This is a genomic window from Pedobacter africanus, from assembly GCF_900176535.1.
Taxonomy (GTDB): domain Bacteria; phylum Bacteroidota; class Bacteroidia; order Sphingobacteriales; family Sphingobacteriaceae; genus Pedobacter; species Pedobacter africanus.
Map to the genome: position 1 here is coordinate 471933 of NZ_FWXT01000001.1, position 24398 is coordinate 496330.

Sequence of the window (24398 nt, forward strand, 5' to 3'; positions counted from 1 at the left end):
AATGAGATACAACATATTAACAGCCCTGGTAGTCGTATTGAGCTTTACCGGCTGCAAAAAGTTTTTGGATGAAAAACCAATCTCCAATTTGATAGAGCAGAATTATTACCGCAATACCGAAGAGGTGGAAACTGGGGTAATTGCCTGTTATGATGGATTGCAAAAAGTATACGACATTGAATTTAAGCTTACAGAAATACGGGCCGATAATACCTCTGGAGTATCACTGGAGGGCGACTGGGGCGCTATTAAGTTCTTCAGGGATGGCCCTTCCAACTTTTTCCTGCTCGATTACTGGCAGCGCGCTTATAACACCATAGCCCGCTGTAACCTGGTGCTCAAATACATCGACAACGTAAGCGACCCGGTTAAAAAGAAGTATTTTGAAGGCGAGGCCAAATTTATCCGCTCGCTAATGTATTTTAACCTGGTGCGGCTGTATGGCGATGTGCCTTTACTAACCGCATCCATTAAATTCGACGACTTCGATAAGTTCAAGCGCATCAGCAAAACAGAGATCTATAATCAGATCAAGACCGACCTGCTGACTGCCGTTGATTACTGCCCGCCATCCTGGCCAACTGCGCAGGTAGCAAGGGTTAGCAAAGGTGCTTCACAGGCATTGTTAGCCAAGGTTTACCTCACACTCAGGGACTATCCGAATGTTAAACTGCAGCTGGCTTCATTGGTCGGCAGCAATTTTAAGGGCAGCACTTATCAGCTTAACCCATCTTATGCTGCCATTTTCAGCACAGCCTCTGAAATGAGCAAGGAAATCGTTTTTGCAGTGCGTTATAAAGCCAGTGCCAATGGCGAAGGCAACTCCTTTTCTTACGAATACACCAATAATGGCGATGCCAGGAACGTCAAAGCTTCGGCCCCTTACCAGGCGCTTTTTGAGACCGGTGATGTAAGGAAAGCCAGCACCTTTAATGCAGCAAATGGCCTATGCACCAAATTTCTGGATCCTACAGCGCCGCAAAGGGATGCAGGTAACGACTTCCCGGTAATCCGCTTTGCAGATGTGCTCCTGATGTATGCAGAAGCATCAAACGAATTGCTTACGGCACCAAACAGCGAGGTATTGACGCCTTTAAACGAAGTTCGGTTAAGGGCAGTAGCCAGCACATACAACAGTGTTGGTCTCAGTACTAAAGAAGCAGCCCGGGCTGCTATAATCAAAGAAAGGAAGCTGGAATTCGGCTTTGAAAATGAAAGGTGGTACGACCTTGTAAGAATGGACCAAAGCAGTACAATTGCCATTCTAAATGCTTATCTTGCTGCTACGGGGAACCCGAATATCAGTGTGCCAGCTTATAGATTAATCTTCCCCATCCCTCAGACAGAGATTGACCTGAGCAAAGGTAACTTAACGCAAAACCCAGATTACAACTGATGAAAAAACTCCTTCTCCCACTTTTATTGTTCAGCCTGAATGCCTTTTCGGCTTCCGTTATTGTAGATAACCCCGCGGCGCTCACAGCAGCTGTAGCCAAAGCAAAACCCGGCGATGTCATCTATCTGAAAGACCAGACCTGGATTGATGCGGGCATACAGCTGCAGGGTAAAGGCACGGCCAGGCAGCCTATCAGCATCCTTCCCCAAACGCCGGGAGGGGTGGTTTTCAGCGGACAATCTTACGTGCAGCTTGGCGGGGAATACCTCTTGTTTAAAGGTTTTCATTTTAAGCGGGGCCATAGCCCAAAAAGGGAAATCATCTCCTTTCGCATCAATAACGATATACTGGCCAGCAACTGCAGGGTCAGCAATATCGTAATCGAGGATTATAGCCAGCCCGAACGCTTTAAAACCGACAGCTGGGTTACCTTTTACGGCAGGCACAACCGGGTAGACCACTCTACTTTTGTCAACAAACTGAACGCAGGTCCGCTCATTATAGCCGAGCTGGACGATGAGCGCAGTCAGCAGAACTATCACAGCATAGACAGCAATTATTTTAAAGGCAGGCAGCGCTTTGGTGCCAACGGCGGCGAAACCATACGCATTGGTGTCGCCAGGTATTCCTTAAGTGCTTCGCGCACCAGCATTACCGGCAATTATTTTGAACGCTGCAATGGCGAGGTAGAAGTGGTATCCATTAAATCGGGTGAAAACAAGGTCAGCTTCAACACCTTTTATGAATGTGAAGGCGGACTGGTATTGCGGCATGGCTCTGGTAATGTGGTAGAAGGGAATTTTTTCATTGGCAACAACAAGGCGTTTACCGGTGGCGTAAGGGTCATTAACCCAGAGCAAAAAGTCATCAACAATGTCTTTTACCAGCTTAAGGGCATCAATTTCAGGGCTACCCTGGCCGTAATGAACGGCGTACCCAACTCGCAGCTCAACAGGTATTTCCAGGTAAAAGATGCACTGATCGAAAAAAACAGCTTTATCAGTTGTGAAAGCATCCTGTTTGGCACAGGCAAAGATGCAGAGCGGACGCTGGGGCCGGAAAACGTTTCGTTCAAACGCAACCTGATCGTTACGGACGGTGATCAGGCCTTTACCGATGCCAATAACAACGGGGGTATCCATTTTTCGGAAAATGCTTTGGGAGTTGATTTCAGAGGAAAAATACCTGAAGGCTTCAGTAAGATAAAACCGAGTACGATATCTGTACAAGGCATTGAGCTGCCTTACGATGCACAGTATGGGGCCGAGTTGAAACGGATGCCTTTCATCAGGAAAGAACAGACCGGGGCAGCCTGGTATAAACCTGCGGTTGCTGTACCGGCAAGAAAACCACAGCATTTTCTGGTAACTGCAGCACGGGCCGGGTCTATACCCGACCTCATCAAAAAGACCATTGCAGGTGATACGCTTATTTTAACCGAAGAGGGGACTTACAAAATGCTTGAAGAAATAAGGGTAAGTAAACCACTGGTGATTATGGCAGCTAAAAACCTCAAAGGCAGACCGGTATTGGTGAATGCGAGCTTTAAGTCCTTGCCGGCCTTTATCTGCATAGAAAATGGCGGCGATCTACAACTGAATGGTCTGGCTTTTAAAGGTACTTATCAGAGTTATGCAACAGCCGACGGCGGGATCAGGTCTACCGACCTGCCCATGAACAGGCCTTACAAACTGACAATAGACAACTGCGAGTTTTCAGACTATAACGAAAGCAACAACGGGGCTTTCAGGGCGGGAAAAAGCACATTTGCAGACAGCCTGGTAGTAACCAACTCGATATTTCACAACATGTCGGGTGCCGGTCTCGATCTTTCCGCCGAAAAAGACGATAAAGGTTTCTACAATGCGGAATACACCATCGTCAGAAACTGCAGCTTCAGCAATATGCTGAGTGGCGCCATTAATATCTATCGTGGTGGAAATGACGAAAGTACTTTAGGCCCCTTTGTAACCATAGACCATTGTACTTTTAATGAAGTGGAAAACCGCGAGCAGGGCACAGTGATCAAACTGGTGGGTGCACAGCGGGCTTCCATTACCCATTGCAGTTTCTCGCAAAGCGGGCAAGGAGGCAGATCTATACAGTTCCAGGAATACAGGTGGGACAATATCCTGGTAGATTATTGTAATTTCTATGAGTCGGGCAAAGTAGAATCCTTTTATAACAAAGCCATGGGCAGCAACAATACCTTTAAAAAATTGCCATAAATACCGGCCGGTCCTGCGACCGGCCGATTGTCTATTCTTTCCTCAAAAACACTGCACCGGCAGCATCATTACTGATCTCTCCACGCACCTTAGCTTTTACGGTAAAGGCCGCACCGGTTTCGTAATCATTTATTTTGAACTTGTAAATGTTGTCTTTAGCGGCCTTACCGGTGTAACCTTCATGTATATCCTCTCCTATTTTCACGCCGTTCTTAAAGACCTCTATGCCCTGTATATCCAGGCGTGAAGCTCCCTGGGTATACCAGAACGAAAGTTGATAAGTTCCGTTGCCTGTTACCTTTCCGGTAGCATTGATTTCCAAATCAGCATATTCCTTTCCCTTGATCTGCGATGGAACCCACTCCCGCAGCAACTGCCCGTAAGGTTTAAACCTGTCATACTTTTCAGGGAAATACAATGGCAGCGAGTACTGGTTGCGGTTCACCACCGTAATAGCATAAAAGTCGCTCAGCTTAGCTACCTTAACCGAACCAGTATAAACCGGCGAAAAAGGTGTAGCCCTGTTGCCATCTGTGCTGTAACGGATTTCAGCACCTTCAACCAGGTTTTCCAGTTTCAGCACATAGCCATCCGCAGTTTTTTCATTGCTGGCCAGTTTAGGCACTGGCACACGATAGCCATAACCTGCGTAATCGTAGCGCTGGTAGTGCGTCCGGATTCGCTGTTCAAAATCCGGCCAGTTTTGTTTTTTCACCGGGGTCCAGCAAACCTCGGCCAAAGCCGCCATCCTTGGAAAGGCCAGGTAATCAAAATATTTCTCCGAGCGGTTTTCATTCAGCAGCCTGAGCTCCTGCAACACGGTGCCGTGAATAAACTGATCGGACCATAAAGAGCCTTCTGCACCCAATATCTGCGGACGGTACTTTTCATCCAGTCCGTTTAACATAGGGTTTAAGGAATAAGCTTTTTCCAATGAAATGGGCTTGATCCAAGTGGCTGCTTTCAGCTCTCCGGGGATGTCACTTTCAGGCGCATCAAAATAGCTGTAGTCGGACAGGTTCATCACCGAATAATGCCCTGCACTTACAGCTTTCAGTGCTTTTTCTTTATTGTGCCAGATCATACCCACAGCTTTATCTTTCAGGCCGTCTTCAATGATCTCGTCCCAGCCCACAATGGTTTTACCGTACTTTTTAACCATTTGCTGTACCCTCGCATTAAAATATACCTGCAGCTCTTTTTCTTCTTTCAGGTTCAGCTCTTTCTTGCGTTTCTGGCAATGCGGACAAGCCTTCCAGCGGTCATATTTTGCTTCATCACCACCAATGTGAATGTACTTTGAAGGGAACAGCGCAAAAGTTTCGGCAAATACATCCGCCAGGAAATCGAAAGTCGACTCCTTACCAACACAATACAGTTCCCTGCTGATGGAATGCTGGGTCTGCACAATATACTGTTCGCCCGTACAGCACAGATACGGATAAGATGCAACGGCCGAAAGCACATGCGCCGGAAGTTCAATTTCAGGAATCACGTCTACATTACGCGCAGTAGCATAGGCCACAATCTCTTTGATGTCTTCCTGCGTATAATAACCTCCCTGACGCTCAGCCCCCACACCGCTCCAGGCGCCTACCGAAGTGAGTTTAGGATATTTTTTGATCTCCAGCCTCCAGCCGGAATCGTCTACGAGGTGAAAGTGCAACACATTCAGTTTGTACATAGCCATCATGTCTATGAACTTCAACACATATTCCTTACTGAAGAAATAGCGGGCCACGTCCAGCATCATGCCTCTCCAAACATACTGAGGGGCATCTTCTATATCAGCTCCTTTCACTTTCCATACTTGTTGCTTTTGCAGGTGTGTATCGAAAATAGCCGGTGGCAGCATTTGCAGGAGCGTTTGAGTTGCATAAAATACACCTGCCTGGGTAGCCCCGTTTATACTGACCTGATTATTGCTTACACTTAGGCGATAACCTTCTTTATTGGCGGCAAACGACTTATCAAAACGCATTACAATACCGTTTTGCATGGCACCTGTTAGTTCAGCAAGCTTAAAACCGAAACCGGTTGCCGGTGCCAATGCAGCCTGAAGCAATTCGGCCTGCTGTTTAAGGCCTTTTTCGTAATAAATTTTAGTGGTGGCATTTAAGGTAAATGAACTGCCGTTTGTTTTGATGTTTTTGGGAAGGGGGATAATATCTGATTGTGCAGTTGAGCGCAGTACGCCAAACAATAACGTAACAAGCAGCAGCCATTTATTTAGTTTCATCATTTGGTTGTGTTTTGTTTAGTGGTAAAACAATATTAATGAATTATTTAACCAAAAAACATCCGCTTAAAATCGATAAGGTTTACACAACCGTTTGCATCGCACAAAACAACCGTTTGCGCAATTTTTACACAATGTAATCCAGTATTTTCTCTTTCAGCTCCATTTCTGAGATCGGCTTGATGAGGTAATCGTTCAAACCCGCAGCAAGGTACATTTCATGGAAATCGGGAGAAATCTGCCCGGTAATTGCAATCACTGGTATTTTAGATTTTTTAGGATCGGCATTTGCCCTGATCCTTCTGGTAAGTTCCATTCCATCCATTTCCGGCATTTGTATATCGGTAAGCACCAAATCGTACCTTTTCTTTTCTATATGCTGCAGTGCATCCGCTCCACCTTCAGCCGTATCGTAACTGATCCCCAGCTTTTTAAAGATCATCTTGATCACCAGTAGGTTCATCTCAGAATCGTCGACCACCAGTACATGAATATTTTTAAAGCGGTCGCTGTTGATGACCTGTTCCTGCTGAAGGTCCAGGTTTTCTTCTTCTTCAGGAGCAATCCAGTAGGGCAGTTCGACGCTAAAGGTAGTCCCCTTTCCGAGTGTGCTTTGCACTTCAATTTTACCTTTATGCAGGTCTACCAGTTTTTTGCTGATGGTTAGACCCAGCCCTGAACCGGTTTGCCAGTCATTCCGTTTAGAATGGATCACCTGCGAGAATTCATTAAATATCAGCGGGATATTTTCTGCAGCTATGCCGATGCCGGTATCCTTTACTTTGATCAACAGCAGTACATGCTTTTCCTCCGTTGGCTTTACCTCTACCTCAATGCTCACCTTCCCTTTGTCTGTAAATTTAATGGCATTCGCTGTCAGATTGGTCACAATCTGTTTCAAACGGTAGGGGTCGCCATCCAGCAGCAGATCGGGAGCCCCCTCCTGCAGCAGTTCCAGGCTTAGTTTTTTCTGATCGGCCAATACTTTGGTGGTGCCCTCAACTTCATTTAAGATCCGTTTATACCGGAAAGGCGTTTTGGCCAGCGAAAGTTTCCGCGTTTCCAGCCTGGAGAAATCAAGCACTTCATTTACGGCCGATAAAAGCATGGACGAAGAATTATCCAGCAATTTAGACATCGCACGCTGGTCTTCATTTAACGGGGTAGATTTCAACTGCTCTGACACCCCCATGATAGCATTTAAAGGGGTGCGCATTTCATGGCTGATGCTGGTAAAAAACCTCGATTTGCTGGCCACCTGCTCTGCTGCAAGCTGGTTGGCCTTAATGGTTTTATCATATGCACGGTAAAGCTTGTACAGCATAAAGATGATGCCAAGGTAAGCCAGTACACTGATCAGGAAATTGAGTTTACCCGAACGGTCTATGGTATCCAGCGAATTTTTGGCCTTATTTTTAAGTGCCAGCTTTCTCGCGTCGTCAACTATGGCAGAATTGTCTTTATACTCCTTAAACAATTGTTTGATGTGTTCAAAAATACGCTCATTCAATACCAGAATAGTCTGCTCTTTATCCGTCAGCCGGGCATGATTGCGTTTTTGATCCTCCAGTAAGCCTTTGTAATAAGCGCTTATCCGCTCTACCTGTTTCTTATTGTAAGCCTCAATGCCCGCTTCTACAGGCTCATAGGTGGTTTCCGTTTTCCGGATGGTAGCAGTATCTTTAGGCTCCTGTTTGTTCAAGATGGCATTTTTCAAACGCTGAAAAAATTTCTTCTTTTGAACAACGGGTTCAGACTTGATCTCCTCTACTTCTACGGTTTTCTTTACCACAGGTTTTGGAAAGGTTTTTACAGGGAGCAGGCTTTTGCTAATATTGGCCGTACTCAACTGCAGGTTGATATTGGTGATCGAGTCGGCCAGTTTTTTTATTTCCCCGTAAAGCAGCATTTGCCGGCGTTTGCTTTTCAAATCGCCCACAATACCCGAAATGTTATCCTGATCTTTTACGGCCAGTTCAGACAACAGGCCCGATATATGCTTTATTTCTGTGGTATATTTCAAAAAATATTCAGGGTTCCACAAGGCAGTGTACATCCTGAAATTGTTCTCAGCTGCCTGCAAGCTTAAGGTAATCGTATCCAGTTTTGAGATCTGCTGGTTATTGATCTCCAGTTCACTGAGGGTATTCAGGATTTGCTTTTGTTCAGCTCTCTGCAGAATCGAATTCCTGAAAAGAAAACCAATAAAAATTACAATGACTGCAAATATGATCAGAAAAGAACGTTGTTTTATTTTCATTGAGTATATAAAAAAGACCTCATCTATAAATTAATAATTTTAACCAGCTATGTTCAGCATCGCGCCAATAAGCATGCCAAAAAAACCTGTTTTTTTACTTTTTCATGAACACCTTGGCTATCAATTAATATTTGATATATTTAAAAAAGAAATATTTTTTTTCTGAAACAAACCTGATGTCTAAAAAATAGCCAATGAAAGGGAGCTTAAAGAACTACAGCGGGATCATCTGGTTACTCAGTGGCATTGCACTGGGCAGTATTGCGGGTCTGGCATTTGGGAAAAAGGTGGAAATCCTAAAACCTGTAGGCGATATATTCCTGAACCTCTTGTTTACCGCAGTTATTCCGCTTGTTTTTTTCGCCATTGCCTCTGCTATTGCCAACATCAAACCTTCTGATAAGCTGAGCCGCATGATGGGCGTTACTGCCATCGTATTTTTAGGCACCGTACTTGTTTCGGCCACACTGACCATAATAGCTGTTAAAATATTTCCCATCCATGAATCCTTAAGCAGTGTACAGCTTACAGAAAAAGTAGAAGAAAGCCCTTTTGCGGAGCAAATCACCAAACTGTTTACCACAACAGAATTTTACGAGCTGCTTTCCAGGAAAAGCATGCTGGCCATGATCATTTTTTCGCTCATAATAGGTTTTGCTACTTTAAGGGCGGGTAAAGCTGCTGATCAGTTTGCAGGCTTTCTGCATTCAGGAAACGAGGTTTTCAAAGGGGTATTTGTCCTGATCATGAAACTTGGCCCTGTTGGACTAGGCGCATATTTTGCCTACCAGGTAGGCGTATTTGGCCCGCAGCTGTTTGGCACCTATGCCAAATCACTGGGACTGTATTATGGCTTCGGCGCTTTCTATTTTATTGTCTTGTTTAGCGCGTATGCTTTTATTGCGGGGGGCATTCAGGGCATCAAAAGATACTGGAAAAATAACCTTATCCCTTCTGCAACTGCGGTGGGCACCTGCAGCAGTATTGCTACCATTCCGGCCAATCTGGAGGCCTCAAAGAAAATGGGCATCCCAGAATATATCGCCAATGTAACCATTCCCCTTGGTGCAACATTACATAAAGATGGTTCAAGTATATCTTCCATTGTTAAAATGGCCGTTGTTTTTGCCCTGTTTGGCAAAAGCTTTAATACAGCCGATGCCATCATCCTTGCCTTGGGCATGACAGTTCTGGTGAGCATTGTAGAAGGTGGCATCCCCAACGGAGGATATGTGGGCGAATTGCTCTTCATCTCTGCCTATGGCCTGCCTATAGAGGCGCTGCCACCGGCCATGATCATTGGCACTCTGGTAGACCCGATGGCAACCCTGCTCAATGCCACCGGAGATACGGTAGCATCTATGCTGGTAGCAAGGTTTACCGAAGGGAAGAAGTGGATGCAAGCAGACCATAAATCTCGCTATCCAGAAACTTTCCTTCAAAATAATAGTCTTCCTTAAAATAAGCCTCTTTGATAAAGCCATGTTTAAGCAGCAGCTGTCTCGACGCATCATTTTCCGGATTGATGTTTGCACAGATGGAATTCAAGCCAACTGTATTGAACCCGAAATCAATAACAGCCCGCAGCGCTTCAGAAAGAATGCCTTTACGCCAGTAATCCGGGTGCAACATATACCCCAGCTCTGCCCTGTAGTTGGCCAGATCGGTACGCCAATAGCCCAGATTGCCAATTAAATGTTCCGGGTCTTCCTTAAGTGTAATGGCCCAGACCAGGCTCATGCCTTTACTGAAATTCTCATTAACGGTTTGAACAAATACTTCCGATTCTTTGACATTTTCGGGGCGCGGCCGATCGATATAACGCATCACATCAGGATTTGTACGCAGCTGGAATAAGGCTGGCGCATCGGAAAGCTGCTGCTTACGCAGTAATAGTCTATCGGTTTCAATATCCGGAAGTTTAGGGAGTTTGATCTGTAACATGCCACAAAGATATGATCTCTCGGCTTAACTATTTTCTTTACGTAGATTTCCTAATGGTTTTCCAGGCTGTCGCAAAAACCGAAGGTGGCCTGCCTTGTCATTTGAACCCACTACTCTACAAATCCTTATACAAAGCCTTCGCAACAGCCTTCAACAACTCCGGACTAATGCGTTCCTTAAAATTAGGCTCAATATATTCAAAACGGATCTCTCCGCTTCTGTTCAGGATAAATATCGAAGGTACGGGCAAAAGCATATCTGTATCTTTTCCACCAGTTGTTCCGACCAGCATTTTCTGATAGGCCTCAGGCGCTTTAAACGCAATACCAACCTGTTTGGCAAGGTTCAAATCAGCGTCAGAAAGCAGAGTATAACTCAGTTTCCCTTTTTCCATACTCTGCTTCAGATTGTCAGGTTTATCAGTACTAACGGCAATTACCTGGTAACCGGTGTTTTTCAGCCCTTCTTCTATCTCTTGTAGGCCCGACAGTTGCAGATTACAATACGGGCACCAGCCACCCCGATAAAAAATCAATATGGTAGGTTTGGCAGCAAGCGCCTTATTCAGTTCAAAAATACTGCCCGCGGCATCCGTCAAATAAACAGAAGGAAGCTGCTCACCAATAAGCAACGGGCTTATGTCCTCGGCTTTAGCCGGATAAACGTTCTGGGCTTTTGCCGCACCTATAAGGGCAAATACAAGCGTTACAGCCCCTGTTATAAATTGTTTAATGTTCATTGTTATCTAAATTTATGTTTTACTTCAGTTCCCTTAAAAGCTAAAATATTTTCCCCGGTATGTTGTTTAAAGAAACGGCTGAAATGCGCAGGACTGGTAAAGCCCAGTGAATAAGCTATTTCTTTCGCCGATTTATCTGTGTATTGCAGGTAACGCTTCGCTTCCAGGATGATCCTGTCTTTTATCAATTTAGAAGGCGCACCTACACCCAGCAATGCAAATAGATTAGATAGGGTTTTGGGCGATTTATTTAAAGCCTGAGCATAAAACTGTACCTCATGTTCATTCTTATAATGACCTTCCAGCAGCAGGTTAAACATACGTACCAGATCCAGCTTTTCATCAGAAAGTTCAGGATTGTTGCAGGCCTTCCTGGCAATCCGGGTAATACTGATGATCAGGCGCTTTAGCATGGTGCGAAGCATCTCCCCCTGCATCCGGTCTTTGGTTTTCATATCTGCAATACACAGCTTTTCAATTATCCCTATCTCCGTTTTGTCTAAATCAGACAGCGCTGTAAAAAGCGGCTGCCTGGTACCATAAAAAATAAATCCTACGCATCCTACCTCCACATCATGATCTACAATACAGTAAAATTCGCGATTAAACTGCCAGGCCGTCAATAAATCAGGTCGTTCAAACACAAAGTGCTGATTGGCCATAAGGGTAAGGACTGTGTTGCTATTAAAAGTATAAGGTACCTCATCTATTATTACCTTTTGGGGGCCGTTCTTATTGTAAACAATACTATTGATGGTCGTGCTTTTCAGAATACCCTCTCCTTTTAAACCGGGGCTTTCTTTATTCATTATCAGAAAGCCACCGGTTTTTTTATCTTCAAATAATAGTTCCATTTTTTGGAGTCATAACGGTTATAGTGCTTATACGTAAATATAACACTAATAAAGCATCCTATGCTGCTTTAGGTTTTTTAGGCATAGGCATTTCTGCCTTTTTACAGGCATCAGTACATGCATGTCCTTTTTCGTCATGCGCATAAACATGGGTCTTAGAAAAACCTGTTATTTATTTAAGGTTACTTTTATGAGTTGATTGATTGCCGGAAGTGTAGTATAAGCATTGGGGTTTGGCACTTCCTGTATCGCTTTACTTTCTGCAAGAGCTGCACCACCGGCTCCGGGAAATAGATCAAGTGCGGTACCGTTATCGTACAGGGCTACTAAAGAAGTTACATCACCGCTAGCCATCGCATCAATGCCATTGTCTTTAGTAGCAAAAAACCAATCCTTACTAAATCCATACATGGTTGCAATGGCTATCCGGTCGCCAGGAGCAACGGTAAGCTGTTGTGTTACCTTGCCGCCCATAGCGGCTCCAATTTTAGGTAATAGTACAGTAGAGGTAGGCTCTTTAAGCACATATACACTTTTTACACCAGCTTTTTTGCGCAGCACTTCAGCCAAAATATCTGCATTCCCCATCTGAGCCAGATTTTTCAACCCCTCTCCGCGATCTTTCTCGCCAACTTTATAGAACGGATTTTCGTTTCCTTTGTAAACTACTATCAGTACTGGTGAAAGCGGTGTAAAAATACCGGTGATTCCGGTCAGGTAGGTGCTGGATACTGAGTTGTCTCCCATTTCAGCGATATTGGTAAGGCCATTGGCAGTCAGTTGTCCTTTTGTATATATAGGCATAGCATTTTGCAAGGTGCCCCCCAAATTGTAAGAAATAGTCCATACACCGGGACTTAATGGTGTTTCATTGGCTGTTCCGCCCGATTTATTCGTTAATCGAATCGTAAACTTTGAATTACCATCATAAGCTAAAGTTGCCATTATCAACTGTGATGCGGCCAAGTAAGTATTCCCCTGTGCATCCGTGCCCACTACTTCCGTTATGTTTTTAGGTGATGTCTCAGCCACACCTGGATGGGTTACCACCATACCCGGTACCTGGTTGATGCGCGTACCGTTGTCCCACAGTTTTATTTGCGAGGAAACATCTCCGGTGATGGGCATACCTGCATCATCATACAATTTGATACCGGGGTTTTCGGGAGCAAAAAACAGATCATTGCTCCAACCGTACATCGTGGCAAAGCTAAGCGACTGGCCCGGCCCCGCATAAAAGCTAAAACTTACAGATTGCCCCGGAAAAATCACCGGAGGCGTACCACTTCCCATAAAAGTTCCTGATTGCACCAGAGGCTTGCTGGCTAGCACATTTTCTATGGTAATGCTGTTAGGTTGCATTTGCTCCATTTGAACATCCCTTTTCTTACAGGATGTAAAGGACAATAAAGCAGTAGTAAACACCAGCATCCCACTTATTTTTCCAATTGTTGCGTTTTTCATTGTCGTTTTCAGTTTTATTTCGATTCTATTGCTTAAATCACAATACAAACCTACCGGGAATGAGAGAGCGTATCAATGTCCCTACTTCCCGTTGAGATGACTATATTTCCCGAATGCTGTTATTTAATATATATTTTTATTGGAAGAAATGAAGGATTAGGGCCTTTATATACAGATTTTCAACTGTAAAAGTAGTGGATGTGGTCTATTTTCATCTCCTGATCATTTATGATCGTCATTTACCTCGAGCCAGTGCCCGTCCGGATCCTTGAAATAAATCTGTTTGATACCGTCTACCCTTTTTGTGATCGTACCCCGAACGCCTGCCCAATTCTCATAAGCTATGCCCAAGTCCGTTAATTTTTGTGTAAATTCTTCTATAGAAGCCACACTAAAACAAAGGTGGTCATTTCTATCGTACAGAATATTTGTTTTTGCGCCCTGAATGATATGCAACTGGCCCGCTGCCCCTAATGAAAACCAGGTATGCCGGCCGTCCTTAAAAGGTTCCGGAATCAGTTCCAGCCCAAATACAGCGGCGTAAAAATCAGTAGCGCTCTTCAAATCTGCCGTATAAATGGCAATGTGGTTCAATACTGCAATGTTTTTTTTCTTTTCTGTCGCCTGTTGTGCCATCGTTTTTTGGAGCGGATTTAAGATCACTGATAATATGGCCAAAATAAATATTTTCTTCATTATTTTTAATATCTATGACAATTGCATACAATATAGCTTTAAATTCATCAAATAATCTATAATAATCAGTGTTTATGGTTTAATGGCTACCTTACTGGTATCAGGAATTGCAGGTGCCACAGTGTCTTTGTTTTTCTTGTTTTTCTTTTTAAACAGGTTATTCAATTTTTCGCCTACCTTGTTTATTGCTTTGTCTGTAGCATTATCAGCTGTCTTATTTACAGCCTTGTCTACCACTTTATCGGTTGATCGGTCTACCGAACTTCCTACAGCAGTTTTCGTTTTTTCTTTGAGCTTGCTCAAAATCTGTGCTTGCGCTATCCCTCCTACACCAAGGGTGAGGAAAAAGATCAAAATTACTTTTTTCATGGGGTTTAATTTTTCATGATTTGTTTTTCTGCTAATAAAATTAGGCCGAATTCACGCGCTGGTCAATCATTAAAAAAGATGATTTTTAGGCTAAATTGGGTCTATTCCCCTGTCTACAAACCATCTGCTATAATCCCTACCATACTCGCCCCCATAATTGATGCTTATTTCCGTATGTGCTTCTATCTGCTCATGAGCAGTAAATACCATCTGTTTTTCTGCTCTATCGAGTATATAAGTGGCATTGGGATATTGCTTGTGGTTATACATAGAGCCAAAGCCCATGGTTAGAGACAGCGTATTTGCTTCTTTATCAAAATAAAAGCTATAATCCATCAGCGCAGTGGCATTTAATGCCGTAAATTCTTTGGCCGGGACCACAATAACAGGACAAACTTCTATTTCTTCTCCCTCAGCAAGGGTTGCGGTGCAAAAGACACCTCTACCCTTTCCTTTTATTGTTTTTAGGTATAGTTTCTTCTTCATGGCTCATCAGAATTGGGAAAATAAACCTCGCTTTTATCGTTAGGTTTACCATTGTAGTTAATCGTGATCTCACTGCCGGCTTCTATTGTTCTGTAAGCATAAAAGTTAAGGGTATTTCTATTTCTGGAAAATGCATAAAAGGCATTGGCCTCAGCCGAATGGTTGTAAAATGAAGCATAACCAAAACTAAATGCAGTTTGTTTTTCAGGATTGCCTAACAAAAAATAATAATGATAAATTTTGGTAAACCTTAAGGTTTCTTTTTCTTCTTTTGATAAGAAAATAACAGGAGCCTGTTCTATAAGAACCCCTTTTCGTATTCTGCTTTTGGCAAATACCCCACGTCCATGAAGCAGGCTTTCCCTTACTTCTATATGCAACGGTTGATCAATATTTCTATTGAACAGCATTAGTTTCCCTTGTGTTGTGTATTGGCATTTTTAGCTGCTCTTTCTGCGGCTAACTTAGCCTCGGCTTCTTTTTTTGGATCAACACGATCTGCTTTGGGGTCTTTAGCGGGCATGCTCTTTGGATCGGCTTGTTGTGCCATTTTCGCGTCTTTAGCCGCTCTTTCTGCAGCCAGCTTGGCTTCGGCTTCTTTTTTTGGATCAACACGATCTGCCTTGGGATCTTTAGCGGGTATGGTCTTTGCATCGGCTTGTTGTGCCATTTTCGCGTCTTTAGCCGCTCTTTCTGCAGCTAACTTAGCCTCAGCTTCTTTTTTTGGATCAACACGATCTGCTTTGGGATCTTTTGATGGGGCAGAACTGCTGGTGGTTTGGCTACTGCCCGGATTTACCGTTTCTTTTTTAACTACGGTCTGTGCTTTCACTGCCGTTACAAATAACAATGAGCCTAAAATTGAAAAGATTTTTTTCATGATTTTTTTGATTATTGAGTAAAACTTAATAGCAGGATACATTCCTACTCTAGCATATTCCTTATGGCATCGAAGTCGAAATTTTGGGTAAAGTTTTCTACCAGATTTTTCCCAAGTGTGGTCTTTACATACCTGTATGTAAGCGCTATCATATAAGGTTTTGCCGGTTTTTTTTCTGAGCCCTTAAAATAATCGGGATTATATTTGTACAATACTGCACCACCTTTGTTATCCCAAAAACCACTAAAAGTGAATGCACCCGTTCTTTGCGCATCCTCTTTGGTATCTGCATTGTAAGTATCGATAGATACATTTTCATTCTGACCTGGGCCATAATTCTTTTTCCAAGAAAATACCTCTGCCTTAGGTTTTACTACGGCAGGCTGAGCCAACCATTCGGCTGTATTTTCTTTCAATGCCTTTTGTACTATGGCTTTTTTTGTTTCTATCCTTTGTTGCCAATCGGGATACTTAGCCTTTCTTACAATCAGGTTACGTTTGCCGTTTTCATAAAGCTGAGGGTATTTGCGAGGGTCTTTCATCATGCCTGCACATTCCACTTCGATCTCCTTTATTTTATCAGCTATGAGCAGTCGTTCTCTTTCATAATAAACCAAAAGGGCTTCCAGGTATTCTTTACGCGTAACAGGCACAAAAGATAACATGCCGGGCTTGTTAAAATACCAATGGCGGGTCATGTATATACTCCGATCACCGTCTTTTACGCTTGTCTCCGGAATATCCTGATAAAAGCCTTTGCCACTGTTCACGTTTTTAGAGGCACCCATTTTGATAAAGTTGTACAAAGCAATGAACTGCCCATTGTATTTTTTGGGAGTTTCATAATAATAAGCCTCATCCTGAAAAGAAAAAGCAGTTTCTATCCCTGTATAACGGTTAACGTACGCACGAAAAACATTCGCATATTCACTGTTGACAATCATTTTATTTTTGACACAGATATATTCATAGCAACCCAAATTAAGGTCATAGCTTGCCAATGGATATTTGCCAGCAATCAAAGTAGGGGTATTACCCGAAAAAGCGGTTTTGAGCACACAGCCCCTTAGGTTATAATGGCTACGGCTTTGTTTTTCGAGCATTTCAATTTTTGTAAGTATGGCATTGGCAGCAGATTTATTAGCTGCCGTACCCAGGGCATCCAGCCAATGTGCTTTTTCTTGTGGCCATTCGCAATGGGCAGCATCTATTTGTTTTCCAGGAAGCGTTTCCAGGTCTTTGGACGACTGGCAATCTTGTGCATTAACCTGTTGCGTTAAAGCAAGCGTTGCAATTAATGTGGCAAAGATCAATGTACATATTCGTTCCATAGGTTGAATTTAATTTTAGATAATTATTCCAACATTTTTTTTAATGCCCCAAGGTCAAAGTTCTTTTCCCAATTATTGAACAGTCTTGATGAGTAGCCATAATCTTTCGTGATTTCATAGCGAAACTGTACTTCTATCAACAATGGTTTTGCAGCTTGCCCGTTATTAGATACAAAATAGGCTGGGTTTAGAACATACAGGGCACATTTATACTCTCCTTCTTCATCATAAAACCTACCCAAAGCTTCCAGAATTTTATTTGCATCTTTTAGCAATCTATCCTGATCTACCACCGCAGGTTTTTGTAACCATTCCGGTTTTTGCCTGGCAAGCAGGTCGTTCACTTTCGCTTTTTTTGCTTCATAAATTTTGGGGTAAGCAAGTTTGTCTGCTTCCAAAGCTGCCATTGTTCTTTTTGCAGACTCAGAATTATTATTTCCTATATTTTTAATTTTTTTTGCGTTGTCATACTCAAAATTGGCTTTCTCTATTTCAAAATATTCCAGCATATCTTGTAGGTATTGCTTTCGGCTAACGGGGATCAGTAAAGGCACCCCCGGCTTGGTGAGGAAATAACGGCGATCTATAAATTGATACGAATTGGGGCCATGATTATCATACCTGCCGCCCATTTCCCAGTGTTCAACATAACCGTTACCATTGTTGAGTTTTAAAAAATCGCCATGAAAATCTTTATAGTTATCAGAGCGTGCAACCATCAACGTTGCTTCTGAAATATATTGCGATACGTGGCTGGGATTGTTGCTTTTGTCTTTTTCAAAATTAGGGCCCGCTTTTGCTTCTATAGGAATTTCATACATCGGATTTCCATTTTTCATATTAAATTCACCCGTACCTACAGCATGTACGTTCCCCGGCATTATTGTAGGATTAAACTCAACCCTGAAAACCGTTCTGTATTCATCTACTATTTTGGTAACGTGTTGGGATACATTGCAAACAAAAGCATATACCCCCATATTGTACCCATAGCTGGCATAAACATTTTTGCCGTAATTACTGCTGCCGTGCCTGGCAAAACTTACCCTGGCGGCACATCCCGTCAATTTAAAATCCTTACGGCTGGCTTCTTCCAGTTTTTCTGCTGCGATGAGGTTTTTCATCATCGTAGTTTTTTCAGCGGGTGTGCCGTTTAAAGTAAATCCATATTTTGTATTGTCATGGTCGGTATAAATGCCAGGCATAGCGTCAACATCTGCACGTGAACCACAGGGTGTTAGTGGATCGGCTATTTTTTTTATTCCCTGCGAAAAAGCGGTAATGCTCCCCAACGCTATTACTGAAAAAATCAAAAACTGTTTCATCGTTTGTTGTTTATTTAAAGATACCTGTTCCGTTTAGTGAGCCTGCGCCGCTATTAAGGCTCATTCTTCCTTCCATGCCTGCGCTTGCACCAGCAGAGCCAACCTCTGCTGCAGCTTCTACACCTCCCACCACCACTACATCAGTTACACCAGTTCTGTCAATTTCAATATCTGCACCTACACCAGCGCTTACACTTGCCTGTAGTGGTCCCAGTTTACCGCCGGCACTTACTTTAGGTCCAATACTAACTGTGCAATTCTTAAAGGAATCGCCAAAACCTGCATGATCCAGATCCTGGTTCAGCGTACCGCTGATCACACCTGCATTAACAGTGGTCGTTAAGCCACTGCAGGTAAGCGTCATGGTAAAGCCGAGCCTGGCACTGCCAAATTCGCTGTTGATGGTGCAATTGGGATCTTTAAACTCGGTAAGCTTACCTTCTTTTATTTTACCCGGACTTCCACAGCCGTAACTTACCTGAAGCACTTCGGCCTTAAAGGCCAGGTCTTTTAGCCATTGTTGTTTTAGGCCAGCGTTGATACCAGGAATTAATTCGGGATAAGTAGTGTACAATGATAAATAAGACATTTCATTCAAAAACTGCTTTTGCGCCTCCAAATATTCTTTGTACAATTCTTCGCACTTTGTATTGTATGCACTCAGGTAAACATCTATTGCTTTTATAGATTCGTTGCAAAGCACCTCATTATTTTCTGTTCCGCCCTGTCCAACGTCTTTCCACCTTTCGTTGATCTTTTTCATAGTGGCTTCATACTCTTTTTTGTAAATGGCACCATCTCCTTTTGCGAAATCGGCCATTTTTTGCAGTACCCTATCCTTTTTTAGCTGAAGGTTTTGCAGCACTATTTTCTCTTTGGCATTCATTTTTTCCGAAAACATGGGTATACCCATAGTTTGCATGGCACTACTTTGGTTTACTGAGCCAGGATTGACCAACGTTTTGTTCATGACGTTCATAAACTGTTTTTGCTGCTCCTCCAAACGCTTGACCGTTTGCTTATTCGACTCTTCGCTAAGTTTTTGTAAGGGCTTTATTGCCTGATCAATAGCTGCTCTAAATTGTTTCCATTGCGTTTCGTACATTTTCATTGCCGCATAAGATTTTGGAAATTCCATTGGCGAAAAATTACCGAGATTCAATAGATCGTCGCTTTTGCTAGTACGAGGAAAACCAGTATAATCTTCTGCTCCGGGTGTATAGCCTAATTGTTTTAACTTGTCTTTTCTTGATGCGGTGTTTCCCCGCTTAAATGCGGCTTTGGCATATGCAAGTGCTGCTGCTTTATCACCTTTGTGCTCAGCTATCAGACAAAGGGTTTGGTTGGCTTGTGCATGGGTGGCAGCAATCAGCAAAGTGCTGTCCAGGTATTTTTTTGACTTGTCTATCTCCCCTAGCGCAAACCATGCCTGCCCCAGGTTATTAAGGATGGTACTGTTCTTTTTAAATCGTGCATTTAGATTATTGAGCACAGGTATGGCCATATTGGGTGCGCCCATCATCGTTAACATCGCTGCATAATTATTTAAGTTGTCGGCGTTATTGGCATCGTCTTTACATACCTGTGCCATCAAGCTCAATGCGATCTGTGTACGGCCGGCCACCCACAGCGCAACAGCTGCGTTGCCCATTTCTTCGGTGTTTGCTCTCTTTTGTTTAAGGTCTTTATAGATATCACTGGCTTTATTTTTTGCAGCAGGCATTACAGCAGCAAAAGTTGTATTCCCTGTATTGCCGATAAATGCACTCATATTTGCATCGGAAGGTGTACCAGCAATGGCTTTGGTGTTTCTTGCAGGAATAAGACCGTTGGCAACACCGCCATTTTTTGCTGCCTGACTTTTGTTTACCTGTTTTATGGCATTGTCCATCTTTTGTCCAACACCGTATTGATTGAGCAGACTGTCGTAGCCCTTTTTGGCTTTAGGGTCCATTTTAGAAGTCGTTTCATTGAGCTTTTGCATGGCTTCAGCCAATCGCTTTTTATCGGCTTCCATTTGTTCTTTAGAAGGCCTTTGCGCAAAAGCAACTATCGATAGGAGCGCGCATAAAAAGAAAAGTGATATTTTTTTCATGGTTATAATTAGTTGATTCCGACAGGAAGTTTTACCGGATTACCTCCTGTCATTTCATTATAATAAGAGATTTTTCCTTCACCCTCTCTTTCCGTACGTCTGCTGCGCTGCAGGATGAGCGCATTTCGATCTCCATTTTTGCCAATACTAAAAGTGTAGGTATAAGTTTCTAATTTTCTTGCAGTGGTTTTTATTTTCGTGTCCCATGTTTCATTAATTGCCCGGTTACTTGCATCGCTATTACCGTTTGATGTTTTGCCCACTTTTGTCCATTCTTCATTTTGACCTTTTATGGGTTTGATGGTGAGCTGGTTGCCGCTAACGGTATAAGTACCTGTTTCGTATTTATATGCTTTGGTATCGGTATAAAAAGAAGCCAGCACATCAATAAACCTGTAAGTACCATCTGTATTAAATTGATATTGTGATGAGGAAAAACCGCCAGTATAATGCCCCGTCATAGCACCTGCTCCTGTAAATTTCTCTGAGGATGTGCCTTCCCATATTTTCCCGACAATAGGAGATGAAGCACCACCACTATTTTGCAAAGCCTTTGATAATTCCAGAGAAGTAATAAAGCTGACAGATCATTCTGATATTGCTTTGTATTGGTCATCAGAACTACACTTACCGCTTTATGATTACCTGTAGCGGTTAATAAGGTGGCCACCCCCCTAGTGGCACCATCGGTATAATTTGCATTTCCACAAATAACATCCCAGCCGTTTTCCTTTGTAGGTTTTTGCATTGTGGGTTCACTATTTACCTGTACCGCGCCTTTTACCAACTTAAGCCAATCGTTATTAAAATTTTCGTTTGCAGTTGCATTAGACAGCATAGATTTGGTGATCACCACTATGGCGTAGACACCCGTTTTTTTATCGGTGGTTGACAACTGAATGCCTGCCTCGCCTTGTTGCTGTTGCCAACCTTTCGGAAGAGCAAAAGAAACCACATCAAATGCTTGTTTTTGGGCAAAGCTTGTACAGCTCAATAGCAACAACTGAGAAAGCAGAAAAATATTTTTCATCAGTTTCATATCAATTTTGTATTTACCAATTCAGCCACCTATAAGTATAATCTGAATTATTGAACATCAATATTATCCATCGTAAAGTATATCGCATTGTTGCTTAGGTTCTGATCACCAATTTTATTCAAGGGATCAATTTTAATGCTATACATTCTGTGTGCCCCGCCAGAACCATTAGTTTTATTCCAAACTAACCGATCAATTGCCATAGAATAAGCATATTCTCCCGGTTTAAGAATAGTGTTATTGTATAAGGTTTCTCCGATGTTAACATTTGGATCTCTGCTAAAACAAGCAAACCATCCGGAAGCCTTCAGCCAAAAGCTTCTTCCATTTAAAGTATAAATTCCGCCACCTGGCAACTCTGTCTCTAAATCAAAAGGAAAATTTATATCGGGAGGATATGTTGACGTATTCCACAAATTGGGATCATTACTGGTTACTTCAGTAAGTAGATGATTAGGTGCACCTGCAACGGCATACTTCAAAAGATTTAAATCTATATCGGTAGTGCCGGCATTAAAAATTCTACATTTAAGAATATAGCGCTTGTTTGCAGGCTCAAAAGCAATAGAAATTAATTCTATGGCAATATCTTTTGCGAACCTTTGATTAGCAAGTACCTGAGGATTCAACTTCATTTTTAAGGATTGTACCGGTATAACCTTTGCTTCTACTAGTCCAACCTTCATTGTTCCTACTGGTACTCTAATATCTATGGTTTTGCCTTTATTTTGCTCCTTTGTTATCATAGTATTTGTTTTTGTTTGTGCGTTTACTGCTATTGTATTTACAACAAACAAGGATAAGATGAGTAGTTTTTTCATTGTCTTAAATTTTATGATATAAAAATAGACCATCTAAAGAGCCGATTTACTCATTAAAAAAGATGATTTTTTTGAAATTGCAACTTGCCAGACCAATACCATCAGTTGCAATTATTTCAAGGATTTCTATATGCAGGTTGCCCAACTGCGGATGCCATTGGCCAACGTAATTGATTGGAATGTGTTTTAATGATGTGGAACAAATGTTTTGTTTAGTCTCCAAAACAGCGTATTGTTGATGATGAATCCGCCATTGTCTGCATTGATGGGGTTTGCATCTAACACAGGGGTAAATGCAACCTGTAGCTTTTTTCCACTTTGTGTTGCTAAGATCAATGAATAGTTTACGATTTCGTAGGTACCTTTTCCAATTGCAAAATCGTCACCACGGGTAATGTTGCTGAATGTTATGCCTTCATTGATATAGGTACCGTCTTTTTTGAAGAAGATAATAGGCCGTTTGTTCGGGTCTATCTGTCTTGAAATGATATCTGTCTTTCCATTGTAATAAGAGAGTTCAGGCGAATAAGCGCCTTCAAAACGCAACCCGTCCACAGCTTTTACTTTTTTGTAAATACTGCTTTTTGAGTTAGGATACCTGCTCCTGGTATTAGCGTCTATCTTGTACAGTTCCATTTTACCGTATTTATCATTCACAAGGCTTAGCACATTTCCTTTATCGATAACGTTGCCCCAGCTACCCGTTTCATTACTGTTTTGCGGGGTAATACCATTTAGTCCATTTTCAGGCATGTATGTTAAGTATTTACCATTGGGAGATATTACGATCGTATTTAGTTTTGTTGTTATCAGCGTGTTTGTTGCAAGGTTGGGACAATTACATTCCCAAACTTCGTATTTAATATTACCAGATAATGAGGTAGGTGAATTTGTTTTATTAGAACCGTTCGATATTGACTTATCACCTATGGTGGTGACTTCCCTAACCATATCTACCGAAGCTATAAAACTTTCAACATCGGCCTTAAACTTATCTGAATTGGAAAGCACACAAACACCTTGCATCTTGTTTTCGCCACTAAAAGTGATGAGCATGGCCAAGGTGGCAATTCCGTTATCGGCATATTTTGTAGTGCCAATTAAGAACTGCCAGCCTTTTAAAACTGCCATAGGTTGCTTATTTGCAGCCCCAGCAACTTTAAAAGGCTTTTGTACCAAGTTGGTCCAGGCGTATTCGAAATCGTTTGATGTGCTGCCATGGCCGGGCATGGTATTGTAAATGAAAAAATTGCAATAGGCACCAGTGCTTTTATCTTCTTTGTAATAGGTAAGCACATTATCTTGCTTTAACAATTCGTATGCTGCCGGAGCGGTATAATTAACAATACCAAATTTATCTTTTTGCGCAGAAGCTTTCAATGCAAAAAACAGAAAAAACAGGCCTAAAAATGATTTCTTCATCGCTTTTAAATTTTATGGTTGATTGGAATATTTACTTTTTATTTCAGGAACTAATGTTGCCAGTTTTTTGATCCTAGTTTCATTAGAAGGATGTGTAGATAGAAATTCAGGCACTTTGTTTTTGCTGCCAGCATTCATCCGTTGCCAGAAGGGAATAGCCTCTGCAGGATCATAGCCTGCCATAGCGGCGAATATCAAGCCTAACTGATCTGCTTCGCTTTCCTGCGCACGGCTGTTGGGAAGGGAAAATGCCAAATTTGATCCCACCACATACAATCCCAGAAACAAGGCCTGCGTTTCAGCCTTCTTTTCTTTCAAGGCGTCCTGAAGAATCATGCCTCCCAAACTGATCAACAAGCCTTGGCTCATCCGTTCATTACCATGATGGGCGATGGCATGCGCAATTTCATGGCCCATTACCACCGCCAGCGCATTTTCGTTTTGGGTATAGGGTAACAAGCCAGTATAGACCACAACTTTGCCTCCAGGCATGCACCAGGCGTTAACCGTAGCGGCATCAATGGTATTATAATCCCATTTAAAGTTTTTCAGGTCTTTGCCCATCCCATTTTGTTGCATATAAGTTTCTACCACGTGCTGAATTTTTGCACCTACCTTTTCTACCAGCTGCGCCCTCTCATCATTTTTGCCAAGTGTGGTACTGTTTCTTAAAATCGTATCGTAAGCTGTAAATGCCAAAGCGGTAAGCATAGCATCAGGTACTAAATTCATTTGCTTGCGACCAGTAACAGGTACGGTTTTACATGCCAAAAGGCCTATGCATACGACAAATACAATACAGGTGAAGGC

At 42.5% G+C, this 24398-nt stretch carries 22 protein-coding genes; 3 read left to right on the plus strand and 19 right to left on the minus strand.

All coding sequences use genetic code 11. From position 1 onward, the window contains the following. The first annotated feature begins 1 nt into the window (after position 1). Both B9A91_RS01670 and B9A91_RS01675 read left to right on the plus strand, forming a co-directional pair. Complete coding sequence (locus B9A91_RS01670; RefSeq protein ID WP_159451609.1) at positions 2-1396, plus strand: RagB/SusD family nutrient uptake outer membrane protein; 1395 nt, start codon at positions 2-4, stop codon at positions 1394-1396. Beyond that, positions 1396-3624, plus strand: a complete 2229-nt coding sequence (locus tag B9A91_RS01675; protein ID WP_084236690.1) for a chondroitinase-B domain-containing protein — start codon at positions 1396-1398, stop codon at positions 3622-3624. The genes B9A91_RS01670 and B9A91_RS01675 overlap by 1 nt, the downstream gene beginning before the upstream one ends. Before the next feature lie 31 nt (positions 3625-3655). Here B9A91_RS01675 and B9A91_RS01680 read toward each other — a convergent pair whose 3' ends face one another. Next, entirely contained in the window at positions 3656-5866 is a 2211-nt protein-coding gene (locus tag B9A91_RS01680; protein WP_084236691.1) for a beta-N-acetylhexosaminidase, read from the minus strand. A gap of 124 nt (positions 5867-5990) precedes the next feature. Continuing rightward, positions 5991-8123 carry an ATP-binding protein gene (locus B9A91_RS01685; protein ID WP_084236692.1) on the minus strand — a complete coding sequence of 711 codons (2133 nt, stop codon included), beginning with the start codon at positions 8121-8123 and terminating at the stop codon, positions 5991-5993. Positions 8124-8317: 194 nt separating this feature from the next. On the opposite strand from B9A91_RS01685, the gene B9A91_RS01690 reads away from it, so the two are divergent. Beyond that, positions 8318-9583 carry a dicarboxylate/amino acid:cation symporter gene (locus B9A91_RS01690; protein ID WP_084236693.1) on the plus strand — a complete coding sequence of 422 codons (1266 nt, stop codon included), beginning with the start codon at positions 8318-8320 and terminating at the stop codon, positions 9581-9583. Here B9A91_RS01690 and B9A91_RS01695 read toward each other — a convergent pair. The 17 genes from B9A91_RS01695 to B9A91_RS01775 all read right to left on the minus strand — a co-directional run bounded on the left by B9A91_RS01695 (position 9501) and on the right by B9A91_RS01775 (position 24320). Next, positions 9501-10067 carry a GNAT family N-acetyltransferase gene (locus B9A91_RS01695; protein ID WP_084236694.1) on the minus strand — a complete coding sequence of 189 codons (567 nt, stop codon included), beginning with the start codon at positions 10065-10067 and terminating at the stop codon, positions 9501-9503. The genes B9A91_RS01690 and B9A91_RS01695 overlap by 83 nt on opposite strands. Positions 10068-10182: 115 nt before the next feature. After that, positions 10183-10806, minus strand: a complete 624-nt coding sequence (locus B9A91_RS01700) for a peroxiredoxin-like family protein (protein ID WP_084236695.1) — start codon at positions 10804-10806, stop codon at positions 10183-10185. Positions 10807-10808: 2 nt separating this feature from the next. Then, the gene (locus tag B9A91_RS01705) at positions 10809-11660 is read right to left on the minus strand and encodes a helix-turn-helix domain-containing protein (RefSeq protein WP_084236696.1); all 852 of its coding nucleotides are present in this window, start codon (positions 11658-11660) and stop codon (positions 10809-10811) included. A 168-nt stretch (positions 11661-11828) separates the two neighbouring features. Beyond that, positions 11829-13124, minus strand: coding sequence for a spondin domain-containing protein (locus B9A91_RS01710; RefSeq protein ID WP_084236697.1), 1296 nt, complete (start codon positions 13122-13124; stop codon positions 11829-11831). Between the two features lie 222 nt (positions 13125-13346). Then, complete coding sequence (locus tag B9A91_RS01715) at positions 13347-13820, minus strand: VOC family protein (protein ID WP_235012391.1); 474 nt, start codon at positions 13818-13820, stop codon at positions 13347-13349. Positions 13821-13892: 72 nt separating this feature from the next. Beyond that, positions 13893-14189, minus strand: a complete 297-nt coding sequence (locus tag B9A91_RS01720; protein WP_084236698.1) for a hypothetical protein — start codon at positions 14187-14189, stop codon at positions 13893-13895. 90 nt (positions 14190-14279) lie between these two features. Further along, positions 14280-14675 carry an SET domain-containing protein-lysine N-methyltransferase gene (locus tag B9A91_RS01725; RefSeq protein WP_084236699.1) on the minus strand — a complete coding sequence of 132 codons (396 nt, stop codon included), beginning with the start codon at positions 14673-14675 and terminating at the stop codon, positions 14280-14282. Beyond that, positions 14672-15085 (minus strand): SET domain-containing protein-lysine N-methyltransferase, encoded by a 414-nt coding sequence (locus tag B9A91_RS01730; RefSeq protein WP_084236700.1) that lies wholly within the window; start codon positions 15083-15085, stop codon positions 14672-14674. Before B9A91_RS01730 ends, B9A91_RS01725 begins: the two co-directional genes overlap by 4 nt. Next, a complete protein-coding gene (locus tag B9A91_RS01735) occupies positions 15085-15597 on the minus strand; it encodes a hypothetical protein (protein WP_144008824.1) in 513 nt (170 codons plus the stop codon). The genes B9A91_RS01730 and B9A91_RS01735 overlap by 1 nt, the downstream gene beginning before the upstream one ends. A 2-nt stretch (positions 15598-15599) precedes the next feature. Continuing rightward, a complete protein-coding gene (locus B9A91_RS01740; protein WP_084236702.1) occupies positions 15600-16886 on the minus strand; it encodes a hypothetical protein in 1287 nt (428 codons plus the stop codon). Between the two features lie 23 nt (positions 16887-16909). Then, positions 16910-18211, minus strand: coding sequence for a hypothetical protein (locus B9A91_RS01745; protein WP_084236703.1), 1302 nt, complete (start codon positions 18209-18211; stop codon positions 16910-16912). A gap of 10 nt (positions 18212-18221) precedes the next feature. Further along, positions 18222-20306 carry a tetratricopeptide repeat protein gene (locus tag B9A91_RS01750; protein WP_144008825.1) on the minus strand — a complete coding sequence of 695 codons (2085 nt, stop codon included), beginning with the start codon at positions 20304-20306 and terminating at the stop codon, positions 18222-18224. A gap of 8 nt (positions 20307-20314) precedes the next feature. After that, positions 20315-20767: a lipocalin family protein gene (locus B9A91_RS01755; protein ID WP_084236705.1), complete on the minus strand. Its 453-nt coding sequence runs from the start codon at positions 20765-20767 to the stop codon at positions 20315-20317. Beyond that, on the minus strand, positions 20764-21345 hold the full coding sequence (locus B9A91_RS01760; RefSeq protein ID WP_084236706.1) for a hypothetical protein: 582 nt from the start codon (positions 21343-21345) through the stop codon (positions 20764-20766). The genes B9A91_RS01755 and B9A91_RS01760 overlap by 4 nt, the downstream gene beginning before the upstream one ends. Before the next feature lie 47 nt (positions 21346-21392). After that, positions 21393-22166, minus strand: a complete 774-nt coding sequence (locus tag B9A91_RS01765) for a hypothetical protein (RefSeq protein ID WP_144008826.1) — start codon at positions 22164-22166, stop codon at positions 21393-21395. A 186-nt stretch (positions 22167-22352) separates the two neighbouring features. After that, positions 22353-23588, minus strand: a complete 1236-nt coding sequence (locus B9A91_RS01770) for a hypothetical protein (RefSeq protein ID WP_084236708.1) — start codon at positions 23586-23588, stop codon at positions 22353-22355. 12 nt (positions 23589-23600) lie between these two features. After that, positions 23601-24320, minus strand: coding sequence for a M48 family metallopeptidase (locus B9A91_RS01775; protein WP_235012402.1), 720 nt, complete (start codon positions 24318-24320; stop codon positions 23601-23603). Between the last annotated feature and the right edge of the window lie 78 nt (positions 24321-24398).